Origin of the sequence: Spirillospora sp. NPDC048819 (assembly GCF_040650055.1) — a bacterium.
In the GTDB taxonomy this organism is placed as follows: domain Bacteria; phylum Actinomycetota; class Actinomycetes; order Streptosporangiales; family Streptosporangiaceae; genus Spirillospora.
The window spans coordinates 206,737-228,212 of record NZ_JBEZGN010000011.1; the positions used below are offsets into that span (position 1 = coordinate 206,737).

Annotated in this window: 20 protein-coding genes and 2 tRNA genes; 15 read left to right on the plus strand and 7 right to left on the minus strand. The window is 71.1% G+C overall.

The features are described from left to right. The first annotated feature begins 157 nt into the window (after window positions 1–157). The 3 genes from tesB to AB0C35_RS18095 all read left to right on the plus strand — a co-directional run bounded on the left by tesB (window position 158) and on the right by AB0C35_RS18095 (window position 2,299). The gene (gene tesB / locus AB0C35_RS18085; protein WP_358456827.1) at window positions 158–1,030 is read left to right on the plus strand and encodes an acyl-CoA thioesterase II; all 873 of its coding nucleotides are present in this window, start codon (window positions 158–160) and stop codon (window positions 1,028–1,030) included. A 646-nt stretch (window positions 1,031–1,676) separates the two neighbouring features. Next, entirely contained in the window at window positions 1,677–1,955 is a 279-nt protein-coding gene (locus tag AB0C35_RS18090; protein WP_132153763.1) for a WhiB family transcriptional regulator, read from the plus strand. 86 nt (window positions 1,956–2,041) lie between these two features. Beyond that, entirely contained in the window at window positions 2,042–2,299 is a 258-nt protein-coding gene (locus AB0C35_RS18095; protein ID WP_358456830.1) for a hypothetical protein, read from the plus strand. Window positions 2,300–2,509: 210 nt separating this feature from the next. Here the strand turns inward: AB0C35_RS18095 and AB0C35_RS18100 are convergent, their stop codons facing one another. Continuing rightward, complete coding sequence (locus AB0C35_RS18100) at window positions 2,510–3,841, minus strand: AarF/ABC1/UbiB kinase family protein (RefSeq protein WP_358456833.1); 1,332 nt, start codon at window positions 3,839–3,841, stop codon at window positions 2,510–2,512. Window positions 3,842–4,082: 241 nt separating this feature from the next. Between AB0C35_RS18100 and AB0C35_RS18105 the strand changes: the two genes are divergently transcribed. The 3 genes from AB0C35_RS18105 (at window position 4,083) to AB0C35_RS18115 (ending at window position 6,293) form a co-directional block, all read left to right on the plus strand. Next, window positions 4,083–4,883 carry an enoyl-CoA hydratase/isomerase family protein gene (locus AB0C35_RS18105; protein ID WP_358456836.1) on the plus strand — a complete coding sequence of 267 codons (801 nt, stop codon included), beginning with the start codon at window positions 4,083–4,085 and terminating at the stop codon, window positions 4,881–4,883. A 127-nt stretch (window positions 4,884–5,010) separates the two neighbouring features. Further along, window positions 5,011–5,622, plus strand: a complete 612-nt coding sequence (locus tag AB0C35_RS18110; protein ID WP_358456839.1) for a M48 family metallopeptidase — start codon at window positions 5,011–5,013, stop codon at window positions 5,620–5,622. Next, window positions 5,619–6,293 (plus strand): hypothetical protein, encoded by a 675-nt coding sequence (locus AB0C35_RS18115; RefSeq protein WP_358456842.1) that lies wholly within the window; start codon window positions 5,619–5,621, stop codon window positions 6,291–6,293. The genes AB0C35_RS18110 and AB0C35_RS18115 overlap by 4 nt, the downstream gene beginning before the upstream one ends. On the opposite strand, the gene AB0C35_RS18120 is transcribed toward AB0C35_RS18115, so the two are convergent. The 3 genes from AB0C35_RS18120 to AB0C35_RS18130 form a co-directional block, all read right to left on the minus strand. Beyond that, the gene (locus tag AB0C35_RS18120) at window positions 6,283–6,798 is read right to left on the minus strand and encodes an NUDIX hydrolase (protein WP_358456881.1); all 516 of its coding nucleotides are present in this window, start codon (window positions 6,796–6,798) and stop codon (window positions 6,283–6,285) included. The two genes, AB0C35_RS18115 and AB0C35_RS18120, sit on opposite strands and share 11 nt — an antisense overlap. Window positions 6,799–6,998: 200 nt before the next feature. Further along, a complete protein-coding gene (locus AB0C35_RS18125; RefSeq protein ID WP_358456845.1) occupies window positions 6,999–7,175 on the minus strand; it encodes a hypothetical protein in 177 nt (58 codons plus the stop codon). Continuing rightward, complete coding sequence (locus AB0C35_RS18130; protein ID WP_358456848.1) at window positions 7,172–8,605, minus strand: zinc-dependent metalloprotease; 1,434 nt, start codon at window positions 8,603–8,605, stop codon at window positions 7,172–7,174. The genes AB0C35_RS18125 and AB0C35_RS18130 overlap by 4 nt, the downstream gene beginning before the upstream one ends. A gap of 89 nt (window positions 8,606–8,694) precedes the next feature. On the opposite strand from AB0C35_RS18130, the gene AB0C35_RS18135 reads away from it, so the two are divergent. Next, complete coding sequence (locus AB0C35_RS18135) at window positions 8,695–9,777, plus strand: NAD-dependent epimerase/dehydratase family protein (protein WP_358456851.1); 1,083 nt, start codon at window positions 8,695–8,697, stop codon at window positions 9,775–9,777. Window positions 9,778–9,917: 140 nt separating this feature from the next. Here the strand turns inward: AB0C35_RS18135 and AB0C35_RS18140 are convergent, their stop codons facing one another. Continuing rightward, entirely contained in the window at window positions 9,918–12,779 is a 2,862-nt protein-coding gene (locus AB0C35_RS18140; protein WP_358456854.1) for a UPF0182 family protein, read from the minus strand. 175 nt (window positions 12,780–12,954) lie between these two features. On the opposite strand from AB0C35_RS18140, the gene AB0C35_RS18145 reads away from it, so the two are divergent. The 4 genes from AB0C35_RS18145 (at window position 12,955) to AB0C35_RS18160 (ending at window position 15,193) form a co-directional block, all read left to right on the plus strand. Continuing rightward, window positions 12,955–13,491 (plus strand): PPA1309 family protein, encoded by a 537-nt coding sequence (locus AB0C35_RS18145; RefSeq protein ID WP_358456857.1) that lies wholly within the window; start codon window positions 12,955–12,957, stop codon window positions 13,489–13,491. Window positions 13,492–13,564: 73 nt separating this feature from the next. Continuing rightward, the gene (locus AB0C35_RS18150; protein ID WP_358456883.1) at window positions 13,565–13,978 is read left to right on the plus strand and encodes a molybdenum cofactor biosynthesis protein MoaE; all 414 of its coding nucleotides are present in this window, start codon (window positions 13,565–13,567) and stop codon (window positions 13,976–13,978) included. Between the two features lie 27 nt (window positions 13,979–14,005). Then, window positions 14,006–15,055 (plus strand): PDZ domain-containing protein, encoded by a 1,050-nt coding sequence (locus tag AB0C35_RS18155; protein WP_358456859.1) that lies wholly within the window; start codon window positions 14,006–14,008, stop codon window positions 15,053–15,055. A 64-nt stretch (window positions 15,056–15,119) separates the two neighbouring features. Then, a tRNA-Met gene (locus AB0C35_RS18160) sits at window positions 15,120–15,193 on the plus strand. A 369-nt stretch (window positions 15,194–15,562) separates the two neighbouring features. Here AB0C35_RS18160 and AB0C35_RS18165 read toward each other — a convergent pair. Beyond that, window positions 15,563–16,681: a helix-turn-helix domain-containing protein gene (locus tag AB0C35_RS18165; RefSeq protein ID WP_358456862.1), complete on the minus strand. Its 1,119-nt coding sequence runs from the start codon at window positions 16,679–16,681 to the stop codon at window positions 15,563–15,565. 119 nt (window positions 16,682–16,800) lie between these two features. Between AB0C35_RS18165 and AB0C35_RS18170 the strand changes: the two genes are divergently transcribed. Both AB0C35_RS18170 and pruA read left to right on the plus strand, forming a co-directional pair. After that, on the plus strand, window positions 16,801–17,703 hold the full coding sequence (locus AB0C35_RS18170; protein ID WP_358456864.1) for a proline dehydrogenase family protein: 903 nt from the start codon (window positions 16,801–16,803) through the stop codon (window positions 17,701–17,703). Between the two features lie 17 nt (window positions 17,704–17,720). Further along, window positions 17,721–19,352 (plus strand): L-glutamate gamma-semialdehyde dehydrogenase, encoded by a 1,632-nt coding sequence (pruA, locus tag AB0C35_RS18175; RefSeq protein ID WP_358456867.1) that lies wholly within the window; start codon window positions 17,721–17,723, stop codon window positions 19,350–19,352. Here pruA and AB0C35_RS18180 read toward each other — a convergent pair. Continuing rightward, window positions 19,349–20,557, minus strand: a complete 1,209-nt coding sequence (locus AB0C35_RS18180) for a cytochrome P450 (protein WP_358456870.1) — start codon at window positions 20,555–20,557, stop codon at window positions 19,349–19,351. The two genes, pruA and AB0C35_RS18180, sit on opposite strands and share 4 nt — an antisense overlap. Window positions 20,558–20,616: 59 nt before the next feature. On the opposite strand from AB0C35_RS18180, the gene AB0C35_RS18185 reads away from it, so the two are divergent. Both AB0C35_RS18185 and AB0C35_RS18190 read left to right on the plus strand, forming a co-directional pair. Beyond that, a complete protein-coding gene (locus AB0C35_RS18185) occupies window positions 20,617–21,303 on the plus strand; it encodes a TetR family transcriptional regulator (RefSeq protein ID WP_358456873.1) in 687 nt (228 codons plus the stop codon). Beyond that, window positions 21,281–21,354 (plus strand) — tRNA-Met (locus AB0C35_RS18190). The genes AB0C35_RS18185 and AB0C35_RS18190 overlap by 23 nt, the downstream gene beginning before the upstream one ends. Window positions 21,355–21,476 lie beyond the last annotated feature (122 nt).

Below are 21,476 nucleotides of genomic sequence, written 5' to 3' on the forward strand. Positions count from 1 at the left end.
TGTTTCTCGGCGTGTGCGTGTGTGAGCAAGGGCGACCTCGGCCGGTCCGGCGAAGGGGTTGGGCTGTGCGGTGTGTGAGCAGGGGAGGTTTGGCCGGTCGGGGGTTGGCGGGGGATGAGACCCTGCTCACACCCTTGGATACGGAAGACTGGCGGCCGTGAAGGAATCGCTGAAGGAACTGCTGGATCTGCTGGACCTCGAGCAGATCGAGAACGACATCTTCCGCGGCCGCAGTCCTGAGGAGCGGCGGCAGCGCGTCTTCGGCGGCCAGGTGGCCGGGCAGGCGCTCGTCGCCGCCGGGCGCACCGTGCCCGCGAACCGGCCCGTCCACTCCCTGCACGCCTACTTCATCCGTCCGGGCGATCCGCTGGTCCCGATCGTCTACACCGTCGACCGGGTCCGGGACGGCCGGTCCTTCACCACGCGGCGCGTCACCGCGGTCCAGCACGGCAAGGCGATCTTCACGCTGTCGGCGTCGTTCCAGATTCCCGAGGAGGGGCCCGTCCACCAGGCCGGGATGCCGGACGCCCCCGCGCCCGAGACGCTGCCGGACGGCCTGGCGCGCCTGACGCCGCTGTTCGGGGAGGTCGGGGCGCGGGAGTTCGTGACGCGGCGGCCGTTCGACATCCGGCACGCGACGCCGCTGACGTGGGAGGCGGCGAAGGACCCGTCGCTGGCGACCCCCGAGTCGAAAGTGTGGCTGAAGGTCGACGGCGAACTGCCGGACGACCCGCTCCTGCACGTGTGCCTGATGACCTACGCGTCGGACATGACGCTGCTCGACACCGTCCTGCTCAACCACGGCCTGGCCTGGGGGGACAAGCGGACGATGGGCGCCAGCCTCGACCACGCGATGTGGTTCCACCGGCCGTTCCGCGCCGACGACTGGCTGCTGTACTACCAGGACACCCCGTTCGCCGGCGGTGCGCGGGGGCTGGCCCGCGGCCAGGTCTTCACCAGGTCGGGGGAACTTGTCGTGTCCGTGATGCAGGAGGGGCTCGTCCGGGTCGCGGACTCGCCACGGCAGTGATCTGCGGGTCTCCCGGGAGTGTTCGACGCTTCCCGGACGGCGCGGGTTCCGCGGGAAAAGGGTGAAGTGACCCACAAAACCGCAGGTCAAAAATATCTTGTTGATTCTGCGGAGTCCCCGTACGCTCGAACGCGAGCAATCAACCGGCCCGCCGGTGTGGATCTTGAATCCGCCGGTGCGGCCCGAGTAGCCAGGAAGGTGGTGTGCAGTCCGGTGATCAGCACGTTGTTCAAATCCGCGTCGTCCTGGACCGCCGCCTGCCCTGGCGTCTCGATCCCCGATGGCCCCGCCGCGTATTCCGCGGCGTCCGGCGTGCGACTGCGCGATTCCCGCGGCATGCGGAGCATGCGCGGCGCGAATCTGCGTGATCTGCACTTTGCGCAGCGAATCCAGGACGACCAGGGGCGAAGTGTCCTCGAACACCTTCTTGAGGGCACGAGCGTCCCGGCTCCGGCCACGGCCCACGTGGGCGTCACCGTCAAGGGTGGCGTGTCGGGTCCGTATCCCTGGAGGCGACCGGCCTAGCGAATAGGCCGGCACAGCCCCCAGGCCGCGGATCCCAACCGGATCCGCGGCCTTCTTCTTTGCCCAGACAACCCACTGACACGCCCGTTGAGATCCAACGAGAGGAACAAGGGTGACTGTGATGCAGGGGGCACTCGCAGTAAGCGAGGAGGACCTCACTCTTCCGTGCCGGACCGACCCGGAGCTGTTCTTCGCCGAGGCTCCCGCCGACGTCGAGCTCGCCAAGGCCCTGTGCCTGGAGTGCCCGCTTCGCAGGGAGTGCCTCGCAGGCGCGCTCGAGCGCAAGGAGCCCTGGGGCGTCTGGGGCGGCGAGCTGTTCGTCCGCGGTGTGATCGTCCCGCGCAAGCGGCCGCGTGGCCGTCCGCGCAAGCACCCGCGGCCGGACGAAGTGACCGTGTGAGCACGCCGGCACACGACCGCAGCAACCCCGGAGGCGCGGCCCCCGCGCGGGGACCGCGCCTCCGGGCGCCGGGAGGGAACACGATGATGACCGTTCAGCCGCGGGAGATCTGCACGGCGCAGGTCCCCAGTGAAGACGAGAAGACCTTGCCCGGCCAGAACCCGTCCAGCGAACGAATACCCGGGGCCGTGCCCGACGACCTGGCGGCCCGTGTCCGCGTGCTGCGGCGTGCGCGCCGCGACGCCCGGACCAGGGCGTCACGGGTGCGGCGCGTCCTGCTCGCACCGGCGGCGCCGGCGGCGGGCGAGACGTACGGCCGGGCGCCGAGCCCGCACCGGCACTGAGCCCGCGCAGGCGCCGAGCCCTCACAGGCTTCGAGCCCGCGCCGGTCGCAGGCCGCCGTCCGTCCTTCTTTGGATGGTTTGGCGGACGGCGTGCCTCCCCGCGGGCGGCTGGAGCGCGCCCGGTGGCCCACTTCACCGGACGCGCGAAGAGCGGGGCCCCGCGCACCACATCAGTGCGCGGGGCCCCGCTGAGCTTTGTTTCCTTCGGGTTCAGCCTGAGACGAGCTCGCCGTCCTCGTCGTCGGCGAAGCCGGGCACCCATTTCAGCGACTCGGCGCGGGCCGGGATCTCGCAGTCCAGCTGGCACAGCACGCCGGTGCCCGCCGACAGCACCCGGTGGATGATCACATAGTCGGGCGGCAGGTTCAGCTGCCGGACGACGTTGGACGGCCGCAGGTCGGTGACCTGGACGGCCATGTCGCGCAGCCACTCGCGGTTGAACTTGAACGTCTCGGTGACGAACGGCTCGGTCACCGGGGCCAGGAACGCCTGGAGCGACTCGGCGTCGATCTCGACGCCCTCGCGGATGAAGTCCTCCCGGCGCAGCGCCTGCTCGATCTCGTCGATGTCGGCCATCGTGCCGATCCGCAGGAGCAGGCCGAGCCGCTCCTGGAAGCCGCCGGGGATGCGGTCGACGGCGCCGAAGTCCATGACGCCGAGCCGGCCGTCGTCCAGCAGCCGGAAGTTCCCGGGGTGCGGGTCGCCGTGCAGCATCCCGGACCGCTTCGGCCCGGAGAGCAGGAAACGGCAGTACAGCAGGGCCGCGTGGTTGCGGGTCTCCGGATCGCCATCGCTGATGATCTTCGAGAGGGGGGTGCCGTCGATCCACTCGCTGATCAGGATGTTGCCGTCCTGCGCGATGACCTCGGGAATGTAGAAGTCCGGGTCGTCCGCGTAGGCCGCCCGGAAGATCATCTGGGATTCGGCCTCGATCGTGTAGTCGAGTTCCTCGACCACCCGCTCCTTGAGCTCGGCGAGCATCGACTTGACGTCCAGTCCGGGCATCAGCACGCCGAACATCCGGCCGAGCCGGGCGAGCTGGTTGAAGTCGCTGATCAGCGCCTTGCCGGCGCCGGGGTACTGCACCTTCACGGCGACGGCGCGGCCGTCGTGCCAGACGGCGCGGTGCACCTGGCCGATGGACGCGGCGGCGGCCGGCTCGTCGTCGAACGACGCGAAGTAGTCACGCCAGTCCTCGCCGAGGAACTCGGCCAGGACCTTGTGGACGGTGCCGGCGGGCAGCGGGGGAGCGGCCTCCTGCAGCTTGGTGAGCGTCGCGCGGTACGGGCCGGCGATCTCCGGCGGCAGCGCCGCCTCGAAGATCGACAGCATCTGGCCGAGCTTCATCGCCCCGCCCTTGAGCTCGCCGAGCACCTTGAACAGCTGCTCGGCGGTGCGCTGCTGGATCTCCGTCGCGACGGCCTCGGCGGGCTTGCCGAAGGTGCGCTTTCCCATGCCGAGTGCGGTGCGACCCGCGAAGCCGATGGGGAGGGACGCCAGCTTTGCTGACCGCGTCACCGCGCGGCGGGGAAGATCGCTCACGCGGACCATTGTCGGTGATCGAGTGTCGTTCACGCCACAATCACCGGGGACTATCGTCGGCCCCCGAACCGGCGCACGGCTGTGACCTGCAACAATGTGGTAAGTGTGCGCTTTCTCACGCCGAGTGACGGGCACGTTCCGGGCTTCCCGGGGGCCCGCGGAAGGCGCCGGGCCTGGGAAGGCCCTGTTTCCGGGGCCCCGGCGGAGAGGGCGCCGCGGCGCGCGCGGTACGGTGCGGGCCATGTCCGAAGAGTCCTCCGGTGTGCTGCTGGTCGAACGACGCCCCGACGGCATCGCCGTCCTGACGCTGAACGATCCCGGCCGCCGCAACGCGATGTCGGACGAGATGACCGCCGCGTGGAAGACGGCGATCGAGGACCTCCGCGCCGACGCGCGGGTCCGCTGCGTCGTGGTGACCGGGACGGGCGGCGCGTTCAGTTCCGGTGGCGACCTCTCCTGGCTCGCCGACACCAACGCCGTCGCCGTCCCCGCCCTGCGCGACCGGATGCTGACCTTCTACCGGACGTGGCTGACGGTCCGCGGCCTTGAGGTCCCGACGATCGCCGCAATCAACGGGCACGCCGTCGGCGCCGGGCTGTGCCTCGCCCTCGCCTGCGACCTGCGGTACGCGGCGTCCGACGCCAAGCTCCTCGCCCCGTTCACCGCCCTCGGACTGCACCCCGGAATGGCCGCGACCTGGCTGTTCCCCGAGGTGGCGGGGCTGCCGCTGGCCCGCGAGATGCTGCTGGCCGGACGGGCCCTCACCGGCGACGAGGCCGCGCGGCACGGACTGGTCAACCGCGCCGTCCCGCGCGAAGACGTCCTGGCCGAGGCGCTCACCGTCGCCGAACGGGTCGCCGCGCAGGCACCTGTCGCGACCCGGCTCACCAAGGTCGCCCTGTCGAACGGAGGCCACCCCGACATGGAGTCGGCGCTGCGCTGGGAATCGCTCGCGCAGCCGGTCACGATGTCGTCCGCCGACATGCTGGAGGGGCTCACGGCACAGCGCGAGAAGCGCAGCCCGCGATTCACCGGCGAATGACACACGCGGGCACACCATCGCCCGCGGTTGGCGTACCCCTGAACGGCTCGTTAAAACATAGGGTCTGACCTGCGCTAACATCAAACACCCCCTATGGGGGGCGCAAAATTTCGAGTACGGTTCAGGCGTGCCCCCTAACGTTGAGGTCCGCCGAAGCGCCAGGCGCCGGCGAACCGTGTCCGCCTACCGCGACGGCGACAAGGTGGTGGTGATGGTTCCGTCCAGGCTCAGCAAGGCCGAAGAGGAACAGTGGATCGCGACCATCCTTGAGCGGCTCGAGGAGCGCGAACGCCGACGGCGGCCCACCGACGCCGACCTGCAGGCGCGGGCCCGGGACCTGTCCCGCCGCTACCTCGACGGCCGTGCCGACCCGGTCAGCGTCCGCTGGGTCGCCAACCAGCGCACCCGCTGGGGATCGTGCACCCCCGACGACGGCACCATCCGCCTGTCCACCCGCCTGCGCGGCATGCCCGCCTGGGTCGTCGACTACGTCCTCGTCCACGAGCTGGCGCACCTGCTCATCCCCGGGCACGGCGCCGACTTCTGGGAGCTGGTCGGCAACTACCCGAAGGCCGACCGCGCCCGCGGCTACCTGGAGGGCGTCGCCGCCGCCGCGCACCTGCCCCTCGAGGCGGACGCGCCCGACGGCGAGGTCGTCGGCGGGTCCGGCGCGGGGGACATCCACCACGGGGACGGCCTGCACACCGGCGGCGAGTTCCCGCACGAGGTCGCCGGGTGACCGACGCCCCGGCGCGGGTGACGGCGGTCGACGGGGCCTCGTCCCGCTTCGCCGCGGTGCTGTCGCGGCCCGCCCGGCAGGCGGACGTCCCGCCCGGCATCGACCCGGACGAGCTCCGGCTCGCCATGCTCGAAGACACCTACGAGGTCGTCGCCGGGCTGGAACTGGTGACGTCCGCCCTCGTCCTCGACCCACCGGACCAGCCGGACGCCGAGGCCGTGACCTGGCCCGGCACGCCGATCGTCCGGGAAGCGACCCTCGCGGGCGCGTTCGCGGCCCTGCACGCCCTCGGCGCCGACGCCGCCGCGCTCGTCGCGCCGGATGCCCCCGACCTGCCGCCGCTGCTGATCGGCAAACTGTTCCGCGCCGTCGGCAGCGCCCCCGCCGCCGCCTGCCAGGCCGACGGAGCCACGGAGCCGGACGGGCTGGTCGCCCTGGCCGCGCGGCTGCCCCTCCCGGAATGGCTGGCCGGCGCCCTCCAGGACGTCGATCTCGACACCCCCGACGCGCTGGCCCGGCTGCGCGCCGCCGCCCCGCGCCCCGGCCTGGTCCCGCAGGGGCCCGCCTGGCACCGCCTCCGCACCGCCGGTGACCTGCGGCTTCTCGATCCGGGGCTGGAAGGCTGGGAGAACACCCGGGCGCTGCTCGAAGGCCACCCGCTCAGCTCTTGACGGCGCGGGCGACCAGGGCCCGGACGGCGTCGTCGGTGGGCTCGGGAAGATCGCCCACCGGGAACCAGCCGAGATCGTCGGACTCGTCGCTCACCTGGTGCCGCGCGCGTTCTGGGGCGATCGCGACGTACTGGACGTCGAGATGCCAGGTGCCCTGCGGATGGCAGCGGACCTGGTGCCGGTCCAGCTGGACGGGCTCGGGCAGCAGCCGCAGACCCCGGATGCCGGACTCCTCCGTCGCCTCCCGCAGCGCCGCGCCCGCAAGTGTGACATCGCCCGGCTCGCAGTGCCCGCCGAGTTGCAGCCACGCCTTGACCTTCGCGTGCAGGGTCAGCAGCACCCGCGTCCGGGACGCGTCGAGCACCGCGGTGCTGGCGGTGATGTGCCCGGCCGCGCACTCCCGCCACATCCCGTCCGCCGGATGTTCCTCCAGGTGCCGCAGGAACTCCAGCCGGGCCTTCTCCTGCCCGGGATCGGGCGCCTGCCAGGACGACAGGACCCGCACGGCGTCCGCGTACAGGAACCCCGGAATCAGCGAACGCGCACCCAGAGGCCGGACGCCATGGGACGTCGCGCCCGTGGACTCCCGTTGAGGCTCCCCGGCGGCCGGATCGGCGGGCGGCGTCGAGGACCCCGTTTCCGCGTCCGGGCGTTCACCGCCGGACTCCGCGTCCTGCCGCCCGCGCCCCCTGCCCGGCGTCCGCCTCACGTACGGCCCATGCGGGGGTAGCGGGAGTTCGCGGGGCGGCGGCGCCGGCGCTCCTGGTCGACCGGCCGGTGCCAGCACAGGCTCGCGCGCGCGACCCGCCGCCTGATCGCGTTCGTGGACGACCCCGGCGCGTACCGGCAGCCGTTCACGCGCGACTCACGCGACCGGCTCATGCGCGGGGCCCGCCGTCGTCCGGGCCCGCGTCCCCGCCGGGGCCCTCGTCCTTGCCGGGCTCACCGTCCCCGCCGGGCTCATCGCCCCCGCCGGGGTGTTCGCCCTTGTCGTCCGGCTTGCCGGGCTCGTCTTCGTCCGGCTTGGTGAGCCTGGACAGGTCCAGGTCGGACAGGCCCTCGATCTCGTCGCGGCCGTGCACGAACCCGTCCGGGTCGTCGAGATCGTCGGACGTCGGCAGCAGGTCGGGATGGTCCCACACCGCGTCACGGCCCTGCGTGCCGCGCACGTCGGTGAGGGTCCGCCACAGCGTCGCGGCCTCGCGCAGCCGGCGCGGCCGCAGTTCGAGACCGACGAGCGTCGCGAACGTCCGCTCCGCCGGGCCGCCGGTCGCGCGCCGCCGCCGCACCGCCTCGGCCAGCTTCACCGAACCGGGCAGCCGCCCCTGCGCAGCCTCGTTGACCACGGTGTCGACCCACCCCTCGACGAGCGCGAGGGTGGTCTCCAGGCGGGCCAGCGCCGCCTTCTGCCGCGGCGACTCCTCCGGCTGAAGCTGGATCTCGCCGCCGAGCGCCTCCTGGAGGGCCTCCGGGTTGCTCAGGTCGAGGCCCTGGACGGCCTGCTCGATGCCCGACAGGTCGACGGTGATGCCGCGCGCGTACTCTTCGACCGCGCCCAGCAGATGCGAACGCAGCCACGGGACGTGCGCGAAAAGCCGCTGGTGGGCGGCCTCGCGCAGCGCCAGGTACAGCCGGACCTCGTCGCCGGAGACCTCCAGGCCCGAGCCGAACGCCTCGACGCCCGCGGGCAGCAGCGCGCCGACGCCGTCCGGCGCCAGCGGCAGGCCTACGTCGGCCGAACCCGTCACCTCGCGGGCCAGCGCCCCGAGCGCCTGCCCGGCCTGGCCGCCGACCATCGCCCCGGCCATCTGCTTGACCATCCCGATCAGCGGGCCGGCCATCGCCTGCATGTCGGCGGGCATCTCGCCGCCGCCGAGGGCGCCGCCCATGGACTCGACCATGCGGGTCGCGATCGGGTCGCACACCTTCGCCCACACGGGAAGGGTCTGCTCGATCCATTCGGACCGGCTCCACGCCTGCGGCGTCCGGATTCCGGCGGGCAGCGTCGTCTTCTCGTCCAGCCACAGGTCGGCCAGGCGCAGCGCCTCCTCGACCTGGCGGCGCTCGGCGTCGACGACCGACGGGTCGCCCTGCTCGACCACCTGGTGCCGCGCGATGTTCTTGGCCAGATCCCAGTTCAGGGGGCCGCCGCCCGCGCCGCCCGCACCCTGGCCGCCGATCATGTCCGCGAACCGGTGCAGCATGTCGGCGAACTGCGCCATGTCGCCGCCCATGCCCTTGAATGGATCCTGGGGCCGGTCGTCGTCGTCACCGTTGCCGGGACGGTTGAAGCCGAAAGGAGTGTCACTCATCGGATCGCCCCTGGGATGCATGATGGGCTCATATCCGCAACGTTAGCCGGTTCCGGCAAGGTCGCGTACTCAAGGAAGGGGGCACCCCCGTGGCAACGGGCAAGGTTCGCCCTCGGCGTAGCAAGGGCCCGGTCGTCGCCGTCACCGGCGCGGCCACCGGCACGGGGCGGCTGCTGGCCGCCCGGCTCGCCGACAGGGAAGAGATCCGCAAGGTCGTCGCCATCGACGCGCACCGCGGCGACGTGCCTGGGGTCACATGGCGGGTCGTGGACATCCGGGACCCGCTGCTCTCGGGCCGGCTCTCGGACGTGGACGTGATCGTCAACCTGGACGTCGAGTACTCCCCGGACGTGGACCCCCGCGCCCGCCGCACCCACAACGTCCGCGGCGCCCAGACCGTGGTGACCGCCGCCGCGGCCGCCCGCGTCCGCCGCGTGGTCCTCGTCACGTCCGCGATGGTGTACGGGGCCGGGCCCGGCAACGAGGTGCCGCTCGCCGAGGACGCGCCGCTGCTCGCCGAGGCCGACGCCAGCATCGCCGGCGACCACCTGGAGATGGAGGAGCTCGCCGCGACCGCGCCGGTCACCCACCCCGGCCTGGACGTCACCGTCGTCCGTCCCGCCGCGCTCGCCGGGCCCGGCGTGGACACCTTCGTCACCCGCCACTTCGAGGCGCCGCGGCTGCTGTCGGTCAAGGGCAGCACGCCCGGCTGGCAGTTCTGCCACATCGAAGACCTCGCGTCCGCCCTGGACGTCGTCGTCACCTGCGAGGTGACCGGGCCCGTCGCGGTCGGCGGCGAAGGCTGGCTCGGCCCCGACGAGGTCACCGAGATCACCGGCAAGCGCACCTTCGAGCTGCCCGCCGCCCTCACGTTCGGGACGGCGCAGCGGCTGCACCGCCTCGGCATGACCCCGGTGCCCGCCACCGACCTGCACTACGTCGCCTACCCGTGGGTCGTGGACTGCGCGCGGCTGCGGGCCGCCGGCTGGAAACCGCTCCACGACAACGCGGCCTCGCTGCGCGCCGTGATGGACGAGACCGCGGGACGGCACGCCGTCGTCGGACGCCGCGTCGGCGGCAAGGAGGCCACCGTGGCGACCGCCGCGGGCGCCACCGTCGCCGCGATCGGCGCGGCCGCCGCCATCCGCCGCGCCCGCAAACGCCGCCGCTGACACCGGCCCGACCGAGCCGGGCGTGACCGAGCCGGGCGTGATCGAGCCGGGCGTGACCGGGGCCGGCCCCACCGGGGCCGACACCGCAGAGCCCGCCCCTGCCGCATCAGCGGCGGGAGCGGGCTCTGGGGCGCCTTGTCTCAGCTTCCCGATGGTGTCGCGCTCGGCGAACCGGATGGACTGGGCGAACCGGACGGGCTCGGCGAGGCCGCCGGCGCGGGCTGTCCCGCCGCCGCCAGCGCCGCCTGCGCGTCCTTGATCCGCTTCCAGGCGTCGCCCATCGCCGGGTAGTCCCCGTTCTTCTGGGCGCTCTCGTAGTCCGTCACGGCCTTCTGCAGATCCGCGATCGCCTTCTGCGCCGCCGCGCTCAGCTGCGGCGGCTGATCGCCGCCCTCGTCGTCCGGTGGCGTCTCCGGCGGCGGTGCCGTACTCGTGCCGCCGAGGACCTGCTTCAACGCGTCGTCGAGGGTGTCGGCGGCGGCGATCTTGTCGCCGTACCGCACCAGGATCTTGCCGAGGATCGGGTACGGCTGCTGCTCCGCACCGCCCGCGGCCTTCGTGTACATCGGCTCGACGTACAGCAGGCTCCCCCCGAACGGGATCGTCAGCAGGTTGCCGGGCACGGTCTTCGTGCCGCCCTGTCTCAACGCGAACAGGTCGGCCTTCACCTGCGTGTCCGTCTCGAACGAGTTCTGGACCTGACCGGGTCCCGCCGGTTGCGCGTTGCGCGGCATCTGCAGGACCTGGATCTGCCCGTAGTCCTTGCCCGGTGTCGATCCGACCGCCATGAACGCGGCCAGCTGCGGGTTGTCACGCGGGTTGAACACCGTCGTCAGCGAGAACGACTCGGCGTCCTGGCCCGGCATCCGCAGGCTCTGGTAGTACGGCGGCTGCCGCTTGCCCTGGTTGGCCGGGTCCTGCGGCACCTCCCAGAAGCCCTCGCCGTTGTAGAACGCCGACGGGTCCGTCACGTGGTACTTCGCAAGGATCGTCCGCTGAGCCTTGAACAGGTCCAGCGGGTAGCGGAAGTGGGCCTCCAGCTCGGGCGGGATCGACGAACGCGGCTGGACGGTGTCGTCGAACACCTTCATCCACGTCTTGGTGATCGGGTCGTTCTCGTCCCACTGGTACAGGTGCACGGTGCCGTCGTAGGCGTCCACCGTGGCCTTGACCGAGTTCCGCATGTAGTTGATGTGGTCGTCGGCCTGCCGCGCCACCGCCGACCGCGTGTCGGTGATGGTGTCGCGGGTCGCCTCCGCGAGGCTCATCTCCGCCGAGTACGGGTAGCTGTTGGACGTCGTGTAGCCGTCCAGGATCCACAGGATGCGGCCGTTGACCACGGCCGGGTACGGGTCGCCGTCCAGCGTGAGCCACGGCGCCGCCTTCTGCACCATCTCCCGCGGCGAGCGGTCGTACAGCAGCTTGGCGTTCTCGTTGATCGCGCCGGACAGCAGGAGGTTCTTGTCCTGGAACTTCGCCGAGTACAGCAGCTTGTTGAAGAACGAGTCGATCGGGACGCCGCCCTGCCCGTCATAGTTGCTGCTCTGCTGCCCCGACGCGCTGTTGTCGGGGTAGTTCAGCTCCTGCTGGCCGCGTCCGCCGACCACCGAGTACGCGGCCGAACGCTCCCCGAAGTAGATCTCCGGCCGCTCCAGCTTGATCTTCTGGTCGGGGGACACGGGCATGTTCTTGGTGACGAAGTCGGGCACGCCGCCGTTGGCGAAACGGTCCCCGTACGCGGACACGAACCCGTATCCGTGCGTGTAGACCATGCGGTCCTTGACCCAGCTGCGCTGACCCTCGGGCGCGCCCGACAGCTCGCGGAGCGCGACGATCGTGTCGACCAGCTTGCCGTCCACCTTGTAACGGTCGACGTCCAGGGTGTCGGGGAACTGGTAGAACGGCCTGATCCGCTGAAGCTGCTGGAACGTCTCGCCCACCACGTTCGGGTCGAGCACGCGGACGCCGCCGAGCTTGTCGGCCTCCTCCTGAAGCTTCTTCTCGTCGGTGACCGGCTCCTGCCCGTACGGGACGACCTTCGCGCCGTTCACCCCGTAGGCCGCGCGGGTCGCCTCGATGTTGCGCGTGATGAACTCGCGCTCCTTGGCCAGCTCGTCCGGCTTGACCTGGAACTGCTGGATCAGCAGCGGGTACACCCCGCCCAGCAGGATCGCCGACAGCACCAGCAGCGTGAACCCGACGCCGGGCAGCATCATGCCCCGGCGCAGCAGATTGCCGAAGAACATCGCGGCGCACAGCAGCGCGATGACCGCGAGGATCGTCTTGGCCGGCAGCAGCGCGTTGACGTCGGTGTACGACGCGCCGCTCGCCACCCCGCGTTCGGAGTGCACCAGCCCGTACCGGTCGAACCAGTAGGCGAACGCCTTCAGCAGGATGAACACGCCGAACAGCACCGACAGGTGGGCCCGCGCGGGCGGGCTCGCCTTGTCACCGGGACCCTGCAGCCGCAGCCCGCCGTACAGGTAATGCACCATCACCGCGGCGACGATCGACAGGATCACCGTCGCGAAGACCACGCCGAGGACGAGCCGCAGGAACGGGTACGTGAAGACGTAGAACGATATGTCCTTGTGGAACTGCGGGTCCTCCACGTTGAACGGCGTCCGGTTCAGGAACGCCAGCCACACCGGCCACTGCCCCGCCACCGACGAGCCGGTCAGCAGCCCGAGCAGCCCCAGCAGCGACCAGGCGATCAGCCGCCGGCGCGGATCGATCACCGCCCGGTAGCGCTCCAGACCCTGCTGCTCCACCGACAGCGGCCGGTACGCGGGCCGCAGCCGGTACGCCACCGCCACGTTCGCGCCGACCACCAGCGTCATCAGCAGCGCCGCCCCGAAGAACAGCACCACCTTCGCCTGAAGCTGGGTCGTGTAGACGTCGGAGAAGCCGATGGAGCGGTACCAGAGCAGGTTCGTATACGTCGCCGTGAAGACCATGAACACGACCAGCAACACCGCGAACACCACCAGAATCGGCAGCATCAGCCGTGTCCGTCCGGTTCCGAGCCGGCGCCCGAAACCGGGAGTCCGGAAGGTCAAGAGGCCCCTCCGATCGAGATCTCGCCCACCGGCCGCCCGCCGGTGCTGTAGATGCAACTTACCGACTCACGCGGGGGTTCCCGCACCTACCCGTGTCGAATGTGGGAAAGATGGCCCCGTGAGTCTTCTGGAAGAAGTCGTGCTGGACCTTGAACGTCACTCGGCGCAGGAGGGCTGGGACAGCGCCCCGCGCCTCTACGCCCTCGTCCGGAGCACCGAACTGCGCCGAGCCGAACCCGACCTCGCCGACCAGCTCGGCCTGCCCCCGGATGCGGACACTCTAGCCGCACTCGAACAGCCCGCCCTACCCGATCGGGACGCCGTCGAGGAAGCCCTCGCCTCCATTGCCTGGCCCGAAGCCGTCGAAGGTTGCGCCCTCGTCATGGAACGCGTCGTCCTGCCCCCCGAAGTCGAGGACGACATCCCCGAGGACGAGGCCGAGGCCGCCGAGTTCGCCGCGACCCACCCGGGACGCGAAGACGTGCGCATGGTCGTCGGCGTCCTGCGCGACGGCGCCCGGCACTCCGCCCTCCGCCTGCGCCGCCACGACACCGACGACGAAGTCCTCACCGGCCCCGACCTCGTCCCGGCCCTCGCCGAAGCCCTCGCCGCCACCTTCGAACCGGACGAACCCGCCGCCCCCGCAGAGGGGTAGCCTGCGGAGCGTGAGCCACGACGGTGTTGACGGACGCGTTGTTGACCGAGACCGCCCCGACACGGACGGCGTCATCCGGCTGATCGGCGTGCGCGACGCGCCCCTGTCCGTCGACGAGGTGTTCGCCGCCGTCGGCGCCCCCGGCGCCGGCGGCGTGGCCGTCTTCGCCGGCACCGTCCGCGACAACGACCACGCCCGCGCCGTCACCGGCCTCGCCTACAGCGCCCACCCCAGCGTCGAACAGGAACTCCGCGCCGTCGCGGAGAAGGTCGCCGCCGACTACCCCGTCCTCGCCCTCGCCGCCGTCCACCGCGTCGGCGACCTGCGGATCGGCGACATCGCCGTCATCGTCGCAGTCTCCTGCCCGCACCGAGCCGAAGCGTTCGCCGCCTGCCGCCGGCTCATCGACGACCTCAAGGCGCACGTCCCCATCTGGAAGCACCAGACCTTCGCCGACGGCGGCGACGAATGGGTCGGGGCCTGTTGAGCGCCCCGACCGCATAGAGTTTCCGGCATGTCTCGTCGTGCCGCCACGCTCACCGTCGCGAGCGTGATCATTCTCGTGCTCGCCGTCGTCGGCTCAGCCATGCCGGTGCCGTACGTCGCGCTGATGCCCGGGCCCACACAGAACACCCTCGGCACGAACGACAAGGGCCAGCCGCTGATCCGGATCGACGGCCGCGAGATCTACCCCGCCACCGGCCACCTCAACTTCACGACCGTCACCTACCGCGGCGGCCCCGGCGGACGCATCGACCTGTTCACCGCCCTGCGCGGCTGGCTCGCCGGCGACACCTCCATCGTCCCCGAAGAGACGATCTTCCCCGAGGACGAGTCGCAGAAGCAGATCGACGAAGAGAACACCCGCCAGATGCAGAACTCCCAGCAGAGCGCCGAAGCCGCCGCCCTGCGCCAGCTCGGCATCCCCATCACCACCCGCGTCGTCATCGAGAACGTCCAGAAAGGCCGACCCGCCGACGGCGTCCTCAAGCCCGGCGACGAGATCACCGCACTGAACGGCGCCGAGGTCACCGGCGTCTCCCAGATCATCGGCAGCATGGACGACAGCAAGATCGGCGAACCGGTCACCCTCACCTACAAGCGCGGCGGCAAGGAGTACAAGGCCACCATCAAGACCGTCGCCGACCCCTCCGGAGAACGCCCCGTCGTCGGCATCGTCCTCTCCGACCAGTACAAGTTCCCGTTCAAGATCGACATCAGCGTCGGCGACATCGGCGGCCCCTCCGCCGGCCTCATGTTCAGCCTCGCCATCATCGACAAACTCACCCCCGGCCCCCTCACCGGAGGCAAATTCATCGCCGGCACCGGAACGATCACACCCGACGGCGAAGTCGGCCCCATCGGCGGCATCCAGCAGAAAATGATCGCCGCCCGCCAGGCCGGCGCCACGATCTTCCTCACCCCCGCCGACAACTGCGCCGACGCCGGCACCGCCCGCCCCGACGGCCTGCGCCTCGTCCGCGCCGACACCCTCCAAGGCACCCTCAACGCCATCAACGCCATCAACTCCGGCAAAGGCGACGTCCCCGCCTGCACCAAATAATCCGCCCCACCCGCCCCACCACGACCAGACCACCCCTCGCCATGCCATAGACTTGAACCATCACCGCGGGGTGGAGCAGTTCGGTAGCTCGCTGGGCTCATAACCCAGAGGTCGCAGGTTCAAATCCTGCCCCCGCTACGGGTCCTGGGGTTCGTGTGGTCAGCGCGCTTTGCGCTTTCCCGCGGGCCCCTTCGCCGTCTTCCGGGGGGCGACCCCCCGGAGCCCCCCGGTTCCTCCGCCATCCCCCACCCGCCCGCCCCTGGGGCTCCGCCCCTATCCCCCCTGGGCTTGGGGTTCATACCTTTCCTCGGCCTTGGGCTCTGCCCCGGTCCTGGGTTCCCCCGTAGGCCGCCCCGGGCTTGCAGGGCCCGTTCCTGTCATGGCGCGCCCGGTTTAGATCCGTTGGCTCCATGTCGTGGTGAGGGTGTTGTTGAGCTTCTGAGGTTTATGGGTCTCCGTCTTGCCGGGCGGCTTGGTTGTTGTCGGTGCCGCCATGGGGTTTTCGGCTCAGGTTTCGGGTGGGGCCTTGTGGTTGTTTGGCGGGGCCAGGTGGGGGGCGAGGGTTAGGGCCAGGTGGAGGGTTAGGCGGTCTTGGCCGTTTGTGAGGGTCAGGGACGTCAGGGTCTCTATGCGGCGCAGGCGGTGGTAGAGGGTCTGGCGGTGGATGTTCAGGGTCTGGGCCGTCTTCTGGATGTTGCCGGCCAGGTCCAGGTAGGTGCGGGCCGTTTCGGCCAGTTCCGGGTTCTGTAGCAGGCGGTGCGTGCCGGGGGTCTGGGTCGACTGGGTCAGGGCCTCGTCGCCTGCGGTGCGCAGGAGGCGTAGGACGCCCAGGGACGTCCAGTGGCGGGTTTCGCCGGGGGCGGCGGTGCGGGCGGCCACGCGGGCGCGGAGCCAGCCCTCGTGGACGTGGTCGAGGGTCGGGCACGGGGAGTGGACGCCGGCCTGGACGGGGGCGCCGTGCTCTTCGAGGAGATGGCGCGCACGGTCGATGGTGGTGGGGGCTGAAGCCGTGGCCGGGATCAGCAGGATGTGGTCGCGTTGCCAGAAGGTGGTCAGGACGGAGTGGGGGAGCAGCCAAGGGTTGAGGGGTTCGGCGGTCGGGGTGCGCAGGACCGCGACGGTGAAGGGCGGATCTGCGGCTCCCGCGCTCGTCAGGTCGTCGGCCGCCTGGGTTCGGGCGTCGGGGTGGGTCGAGAGGAGGTCGGCGACCTTCCAGCCGAGGTCGTCGCGTTCCCTGGCCTGGCGGGCCATGAGCAGGGCGGCGCGGTCGCAGAGGGGCATCGCGCGGGCGGCCTGGGCGGGGGTGATGCGCTCCTGGTCGTCCAGGAGCCAGAGGTAGCCGTACGTGACGTTGTTCCAGCGGACGGGCAGGCACAGGCGTCCGAGCTGGCCCAGCGAGACATCGGCCGGGATGCGGACGGGGCCGGTGGCGCGGGCGATGCCGTGGCGTTCGAAACGGGCGCGGACGGCGTCGGTCGCGCGGCGGTGCAGGATCGAGTCCACCCGGACGGGGTCGATGGTGTCGCCGTGGGCGGCGTAGGCGACGAGGTGGAAGTCGCGGTCCTCCAGAGTGGCGGGGGCGCGGAGGAGGTCTGCCGCGTGTTCCGCGATCTCCTGGAGGTCCATCGGAGTGTCCTTCGTACGTTTGTATGAAGAAGTCGGTGCCTGAAAGTGGCATTTGACTATACGGGGCGGGGGTGGAGTCCTCCTAACGTGCGAGGTGTGCTTCGGCGTTGGAGGTTCCGGTGGTCAGTTCTGTTCTCCTGGCGGCCGCGCGCAGCGGGCGGGTACGTGATCTGGTGACTTCCGTGCCCCTGACCAGGGGTGTCGTCGACCGGTTCGTCGCCGGGGACGATCTTGACAGTGCGGTCGGCGTCGTCCGGGAGCTGGGGGCGGACGGGCTGGAGGTCACTCTTGATCATTTGGGGGAGGACACCAGGGATCCGGAGCAGGCGCAGGCGACCAGGGACGCGTATCTGGAAATGTTCTCCGCTCTGGGGGAGCAGGGGCTCGCGGGTGGTGCCGATGCGTCGGTGAAGTTGTCGGCCCTCGGACGGGCGCTCGGCGGTGATCTCGCGCTTGATCACGCCCGGGAGATCTGCGCCGCGGCCGGGCGGGCCGGGATGACGGTCACCCTGGACATGGAGGACCACACGACGGTCGACTCGACCCTGGAGATCTTCGGCAAGCTCCGCGTCGACTTCCCGCGGGTGGGCGTCGCGATCCAGGCGATGCTGCGGCGCAGCGAGGGCGACCTCCGGGAACTGGCTGGGGCGCGGGTGCGGCTGGTCAAGGGCGCTTACGCGGAGCCCGCGTCGGTCGCCTACCAGGGCAGGCGTGAAGTCGACCTCGCTTACGCGCGAGGGTTGCGGACGCTGATGCGGGGCGACGGCTACCCGATGGTCGGCAGCCATGATCCGCGGATGATCGAGATCGCGCTGGCGCTGGCCGCCGGGAGGCCGCCGGATTCCTACGAGTTCCAGATGCTCTACGGGGTCCGGGCGGCCGAGCAGCGGCGGCTCGCGGCGGGCCACCGGATGCGCGTCTACGTCCCGTACGGGGCCGACTGGTACGGCTACTTCATGCGGCGCCTGGCCGAGCGGCCCGCCAACCTCGTCTTCTTTCTCCGTTCGTTCGTTTCCCGCTGACCAGGAGGTTCCCTTTCATGGACGCCGTGACCAATGTTCCGCCGCCGGTGAACGAGCCGGTGCGCGGGTACGCCCCGGGCAGCGCCGAACGGGCCCGGCTGGAGGCCGTGCTCGCCGGGCTCGCCGCGGAGGCGCCGATCGACCTGCCCATGACGATCGGGGGAGAGCGGCGGCTCGGCGGCGGGACGAAGGTCGCCGTCGTGCAGCCGCACCGGCACGCGTCCGTCCTCGGGACGTTCGGGACCGCGACCGGGGACGACGCGCGCGACGCCGTCGAGGCCGCGCTGAAGGCCGCCCCGGCATGGCGGGCCCTGGCGTTCGACGACCGGGCCGCGATCTTCCTGCGGGCCGCCGACCTGCTGTCCGGGCCGTGGCGGGAGACGCTGCTGGCCGCGACGATGCTCGGGCAGTCCAAGACCGTCCAGCAGGCGGAGATCGACAGCCCGTGCGAACTCGTCGACTTCTGGCGGTTCAACGTGCATTACGCGCGGCGGATCCTCGCCGAGCAGCCGATCAGCGGGCCGGGGGTGTGGAACCGGTCCGACCACCGTCCGCTGGAGGGGTTCGTCTACGCGATCACGCCGTTCAACTTCACCGCGATCGCCGCGAACCTGCCGACCGCGCCCGCGCTGATGGGCAACGTGGTCGTGTGGAAGCCGTCGCCGACGCAGACGTACTCTGCGGTTTTGCTCATGCGGCTCCTGGAGGAGGCCGGGCTGCCGCCCGGCGTCATCAACCTGGTGACCGGTGACGGGCTGGCCGTGTCGGACGTGGCGCTCGCGCATCCCGACCTCGCCGGGATTCACTTCACCGGGTCCACGAAGACGTTCAAGCACCTGTGGAAGACGGTCGGGAACAACATCGAGACGTTCCGCGGGTATCCGCGGCTCGTGGGGGAGACGGGCGGGAAGGACTTCGTCGTCGCCCATCCTTCCGCTGACCGGGGGGTGCTGAAGACGGCGCTGGTGCGCGGGGCCTTCGAGTACCAGGGGCAGAAGTGCTCCGCCGCGTCGCGGGCGTACATCCCGCGGTCGATCTGGGACGGCGGGTTCAAGGAGGAACTCGCCGCCGAGGTCGACGGGCTCACCATGGGGGACGTCGCCGACCTGGCCAACTTCATGGGAGCGGTGATCGACGAGCGGGCCTTCGCCAAGAACAAGGCGGCCATCGACCGGGCCCACGCCGACCCGGGCGTCGACGTCGTGGCCGGCGGAACCTACGACGACTCGGCCGGGTACTTCGTCCGGCCGACCGTCCTCGTGTCCGGCGACCCCGAGAACGAGATCTTCCGGGACGAGTACTTCGGCCCCATCCTCGGCGTCCACGTCTACGAGGACGGGCGGTACGAGGAGATGCTCGCCCAGATGGAATCGGTGTCGCCGTACGCGCTGACCGGCGCCGTGATCGCCGGGGACCGGGCCGCCGCCGCGCACACCGCCGAGGTCCTCCGGTACGCGGCCGGCAACTTCTACATCAACGACAAGCCCACCGGCGCCGTCGTCGGTCAGCAGCCCTTCGGCGGCGCGCGGGCGTCCGGCACCAACGACAAGGCCGGGTCCGTGTTCAACCTGCTGCGCTGGACGTCGCCGCGCTCGATCAAGGAGACGTTCGTCCCGCCGACCGACTACCGGTACCCGCACATGGGTTAGGCGCTCCCGACGCCCGTGGCCGGGAGGGTCACCCAGCCACGGGTGAACGGGGACGAGATCCGTTCGGCCTGCTCCAGGTCCACGCCGACGTTCGGGTGGGCGCGCAAGAGCTCCTCCAGGGCGACGCGGGCCTGGAGCTTGGCCAGATGCGACCCGATGCAGAAATGCACGCCGCTGGAGAAACCCAGGTGGCGCGGGATCTCACGGGTGATGTCCAGTTCGCCCGCCGACGGGCCGAACTCGCGTTCGTCCCGGTTCGCCGACCCGAACAGCATCATCACCTTCTCGCCCGCCGGGATCTCCGTCCCGTGCAGCGTCACCGGCCGTGTCGTCGTGCGGGCGAGCGCCTGCACCGAACCCTCCAGACGCAGGAACTCCATCAGCGCGTTCGGGATCAGGGACGGGTCGGCGGCCAGACGTTCACGCTGGCCGTGGTCGCCGTCCAGGAGCGCCACGGCGTGCGAGACCAGGTTGCCGGTCGTGTCGTTGCCGCCCGCGACCATGACGAAGCAGAAGCCGAGGACGTCCCAGTCGGTGAGGCGCTCCCCGTCCACCTCGGCGGCCGTCAGCGCGCTGATCAGGTCGTCGGACGGATCGGCCCGGCGCGCCGCGATCACGTCGGTGAAGTAGGCGAACATCTCGGCCACCGCCTCGGCCGCACCGCCCTTCATCGCCTTCACGTCGAAGCCGTCGTCCTGCAGGGTCGTCAGCGCGGTCACCCACGGGTCGAACCGCGCCCGGTCGGCCTCCGGGACGCCCAGCAGATGCGCCAGCGCGAACGTGGGGAGCGGCGAGGAGAAGTCCCGGTGCAGGTCGGGCGTCTCGCCGTCGGCCGTCATCTCCTCCATGAGCCTGATCCGGGAACGGACGAACTCGCGGAGCAGGTCTTCGAGCGCCGCCGTCCGGCGCGGGGTGAAACCGTGGCTGATGAGGCGCCGCAGCACCGTGTGGCGCGGCGGGTCGAGCATCACGATCGTCGGGGCCAGGCCGAGCGTGCCGATCTCGTCCGGATAGAACGTCAGGCCCTGCGCGGACGAGAACGTCCCCGCGTCCCGCGTCGCCGCCCAGATGTCATCGAAGCGGGACAGCGCCCAGAACGGCGGATCCGCGTGGCGATGGACGGGATCGTCGTCGCGGAGCCGCCGGTACGCGGGATAGGGATCGGCCTGGAATCCGGGATCGAACGGGTCGTACACGTCCGCCATGGCGCGGGCCTCCGGTACTAACAGGCGTCGTTATTAACGCCCCCTGTTAGTATCATTCCGTGCCCAAAGACGCAACGGCCACCAGAGAACGGCTGCTTCGCGCCGGCGCCCACCACTTCGCCGCCGACGGCATCGACGCCGCCCGCACCCGCGACATCATCGCCACCGCCGGACAAGGCAACGACTCCGCCATCACCTACCACTTCGGCTCCCGCGCCGGACTCCTCGAAGCCATCCTCCGCGCCGGCGTCGCCCGCATGGAACCCGCCCGCACCACCGCCCTCGACCCCGCCGACCTCCACGCCACCGTCGCCGCCATCGTCCACCCCACCGCGGCGGAACTCCGTACTTTCGAAGGGCGCGACTTCCTCCGCATCACCGCCCAACTCGCCGGACGCGCCGGAATCCGCGACCACCGCCCCCCACCCGTCCTCCACGGCACCCGCCTCAACCACCAACTGCACACCCTCGAAACCGCCTGCCGCGCCCGCCTCCCCGAACCCCTCGCCCTCGAACGCATCGCCATGTTCATCGCCTTCCTCACCGCCGCCCTCGCCGACCGCACCGGCCGAACCCGCCCAGGCACCGAAGAAAGCTCCCTCCTCGACCACGACGCCTTCGTCGCCGACCTCACCGCCATGCTCACCGCCGCCCTCCAAGCCCCCGCGCCGGCCGCAACCGGTTTGCCTAACCACCCCCAGCCCCATACAGTTAAGACATCACCGCGGGGTGGAGCAGTTCGGTAGCTCGCTGGGCTCATAACCCAGAGGTCGCAGGTTCAAATCCTGCCCCCGCTACGGATCTGGGATCCCCTGGTCGGGCGTTCGCCCTTCCCGGGGATCCTTCGCTTTTCCCGGGGGGACGACCCCCCGGAGCCCCCCGGCGTCCGCTAACTGGGTGGCCGGTGTCGTTAGCCGGG

Excerpts from the sequence above, each read along its gene's own strand:
- AB0C35_RS18090 (WP_132153763.1), top strand. The coding sequence starts at position 1,677 with ATGCAGGGGGCACTCGCAGTAAGCGAGGAGGACCTCACTCTTCCGTGC.
- AB0C35_RS18095 (WP_358456830.1), top strand. The coding sequence starts at position 2,042 with ATGACCGTTCAGCCGCGGGAGATCTGCACGGCGCAGGTCCCCAGTGAA.
- AB0C35_RS18105 (WP_358456836.1), top strand. The coding sequence starts at position 4,083 with ATGTCCGAAGAGTCCTCCGGTGTGCTGCTGGTCGAACGACGCCCCGAC.
- AB0C35_RS18125 (WP_358456845.1), bottom strand. The coding sequence starts at position 7,175 with ATGAGCCGGTCGCGTGAGTCGCGCGTGAACGGCTGCCGGTACGCGCCG.
- AB0C35_RS18130 (WP_358456848.1), bottom strand. The coding sequence starts at position 8,605 with ATGAGTGACACTCCTTTCGGCTTCAACCGTCCCGGCAACGGTGACGAC.
- AB0C35_RS18140 (WP_358456854.1), bottom strand. The coding sequence starts at position 12,779 with ATGCTGCCGATTCTGGTGGTGTTCGCGGTGTTGCTGGTCGTGTTCATG.
- AB0C35_RS18155 (WP_358456859.1), top strand. The coding sequence starts at position 14,006 with ATGTCTCGTCGTGCCGCCACGCTCACCGTCGCGAGCGTGATCATTCTC.
- AB0C35_RS18165 (WP_358456862.1), bottom strand. The coding sequence starts at position 16,681 with ATGGACCTCCAGGAGATCGCGGAACACGCGGCAGACCTCCTCCGCGCC.
- pruA (WP_358456867.1), top strand. The coding sequence starts at position 17,721 with ATGGACGCCGTGACCAATGTTCCGCCGCCGGTGAACGAGCCGGTGCGC.
- AB0C35_RS18180 (WP_358456870.1), bottom strand. The coding sequence starts at position 20,557 with ATGGCGGACGTGTACGACCCGTTCGATCCCGGATTCCAGGCCGATCCC.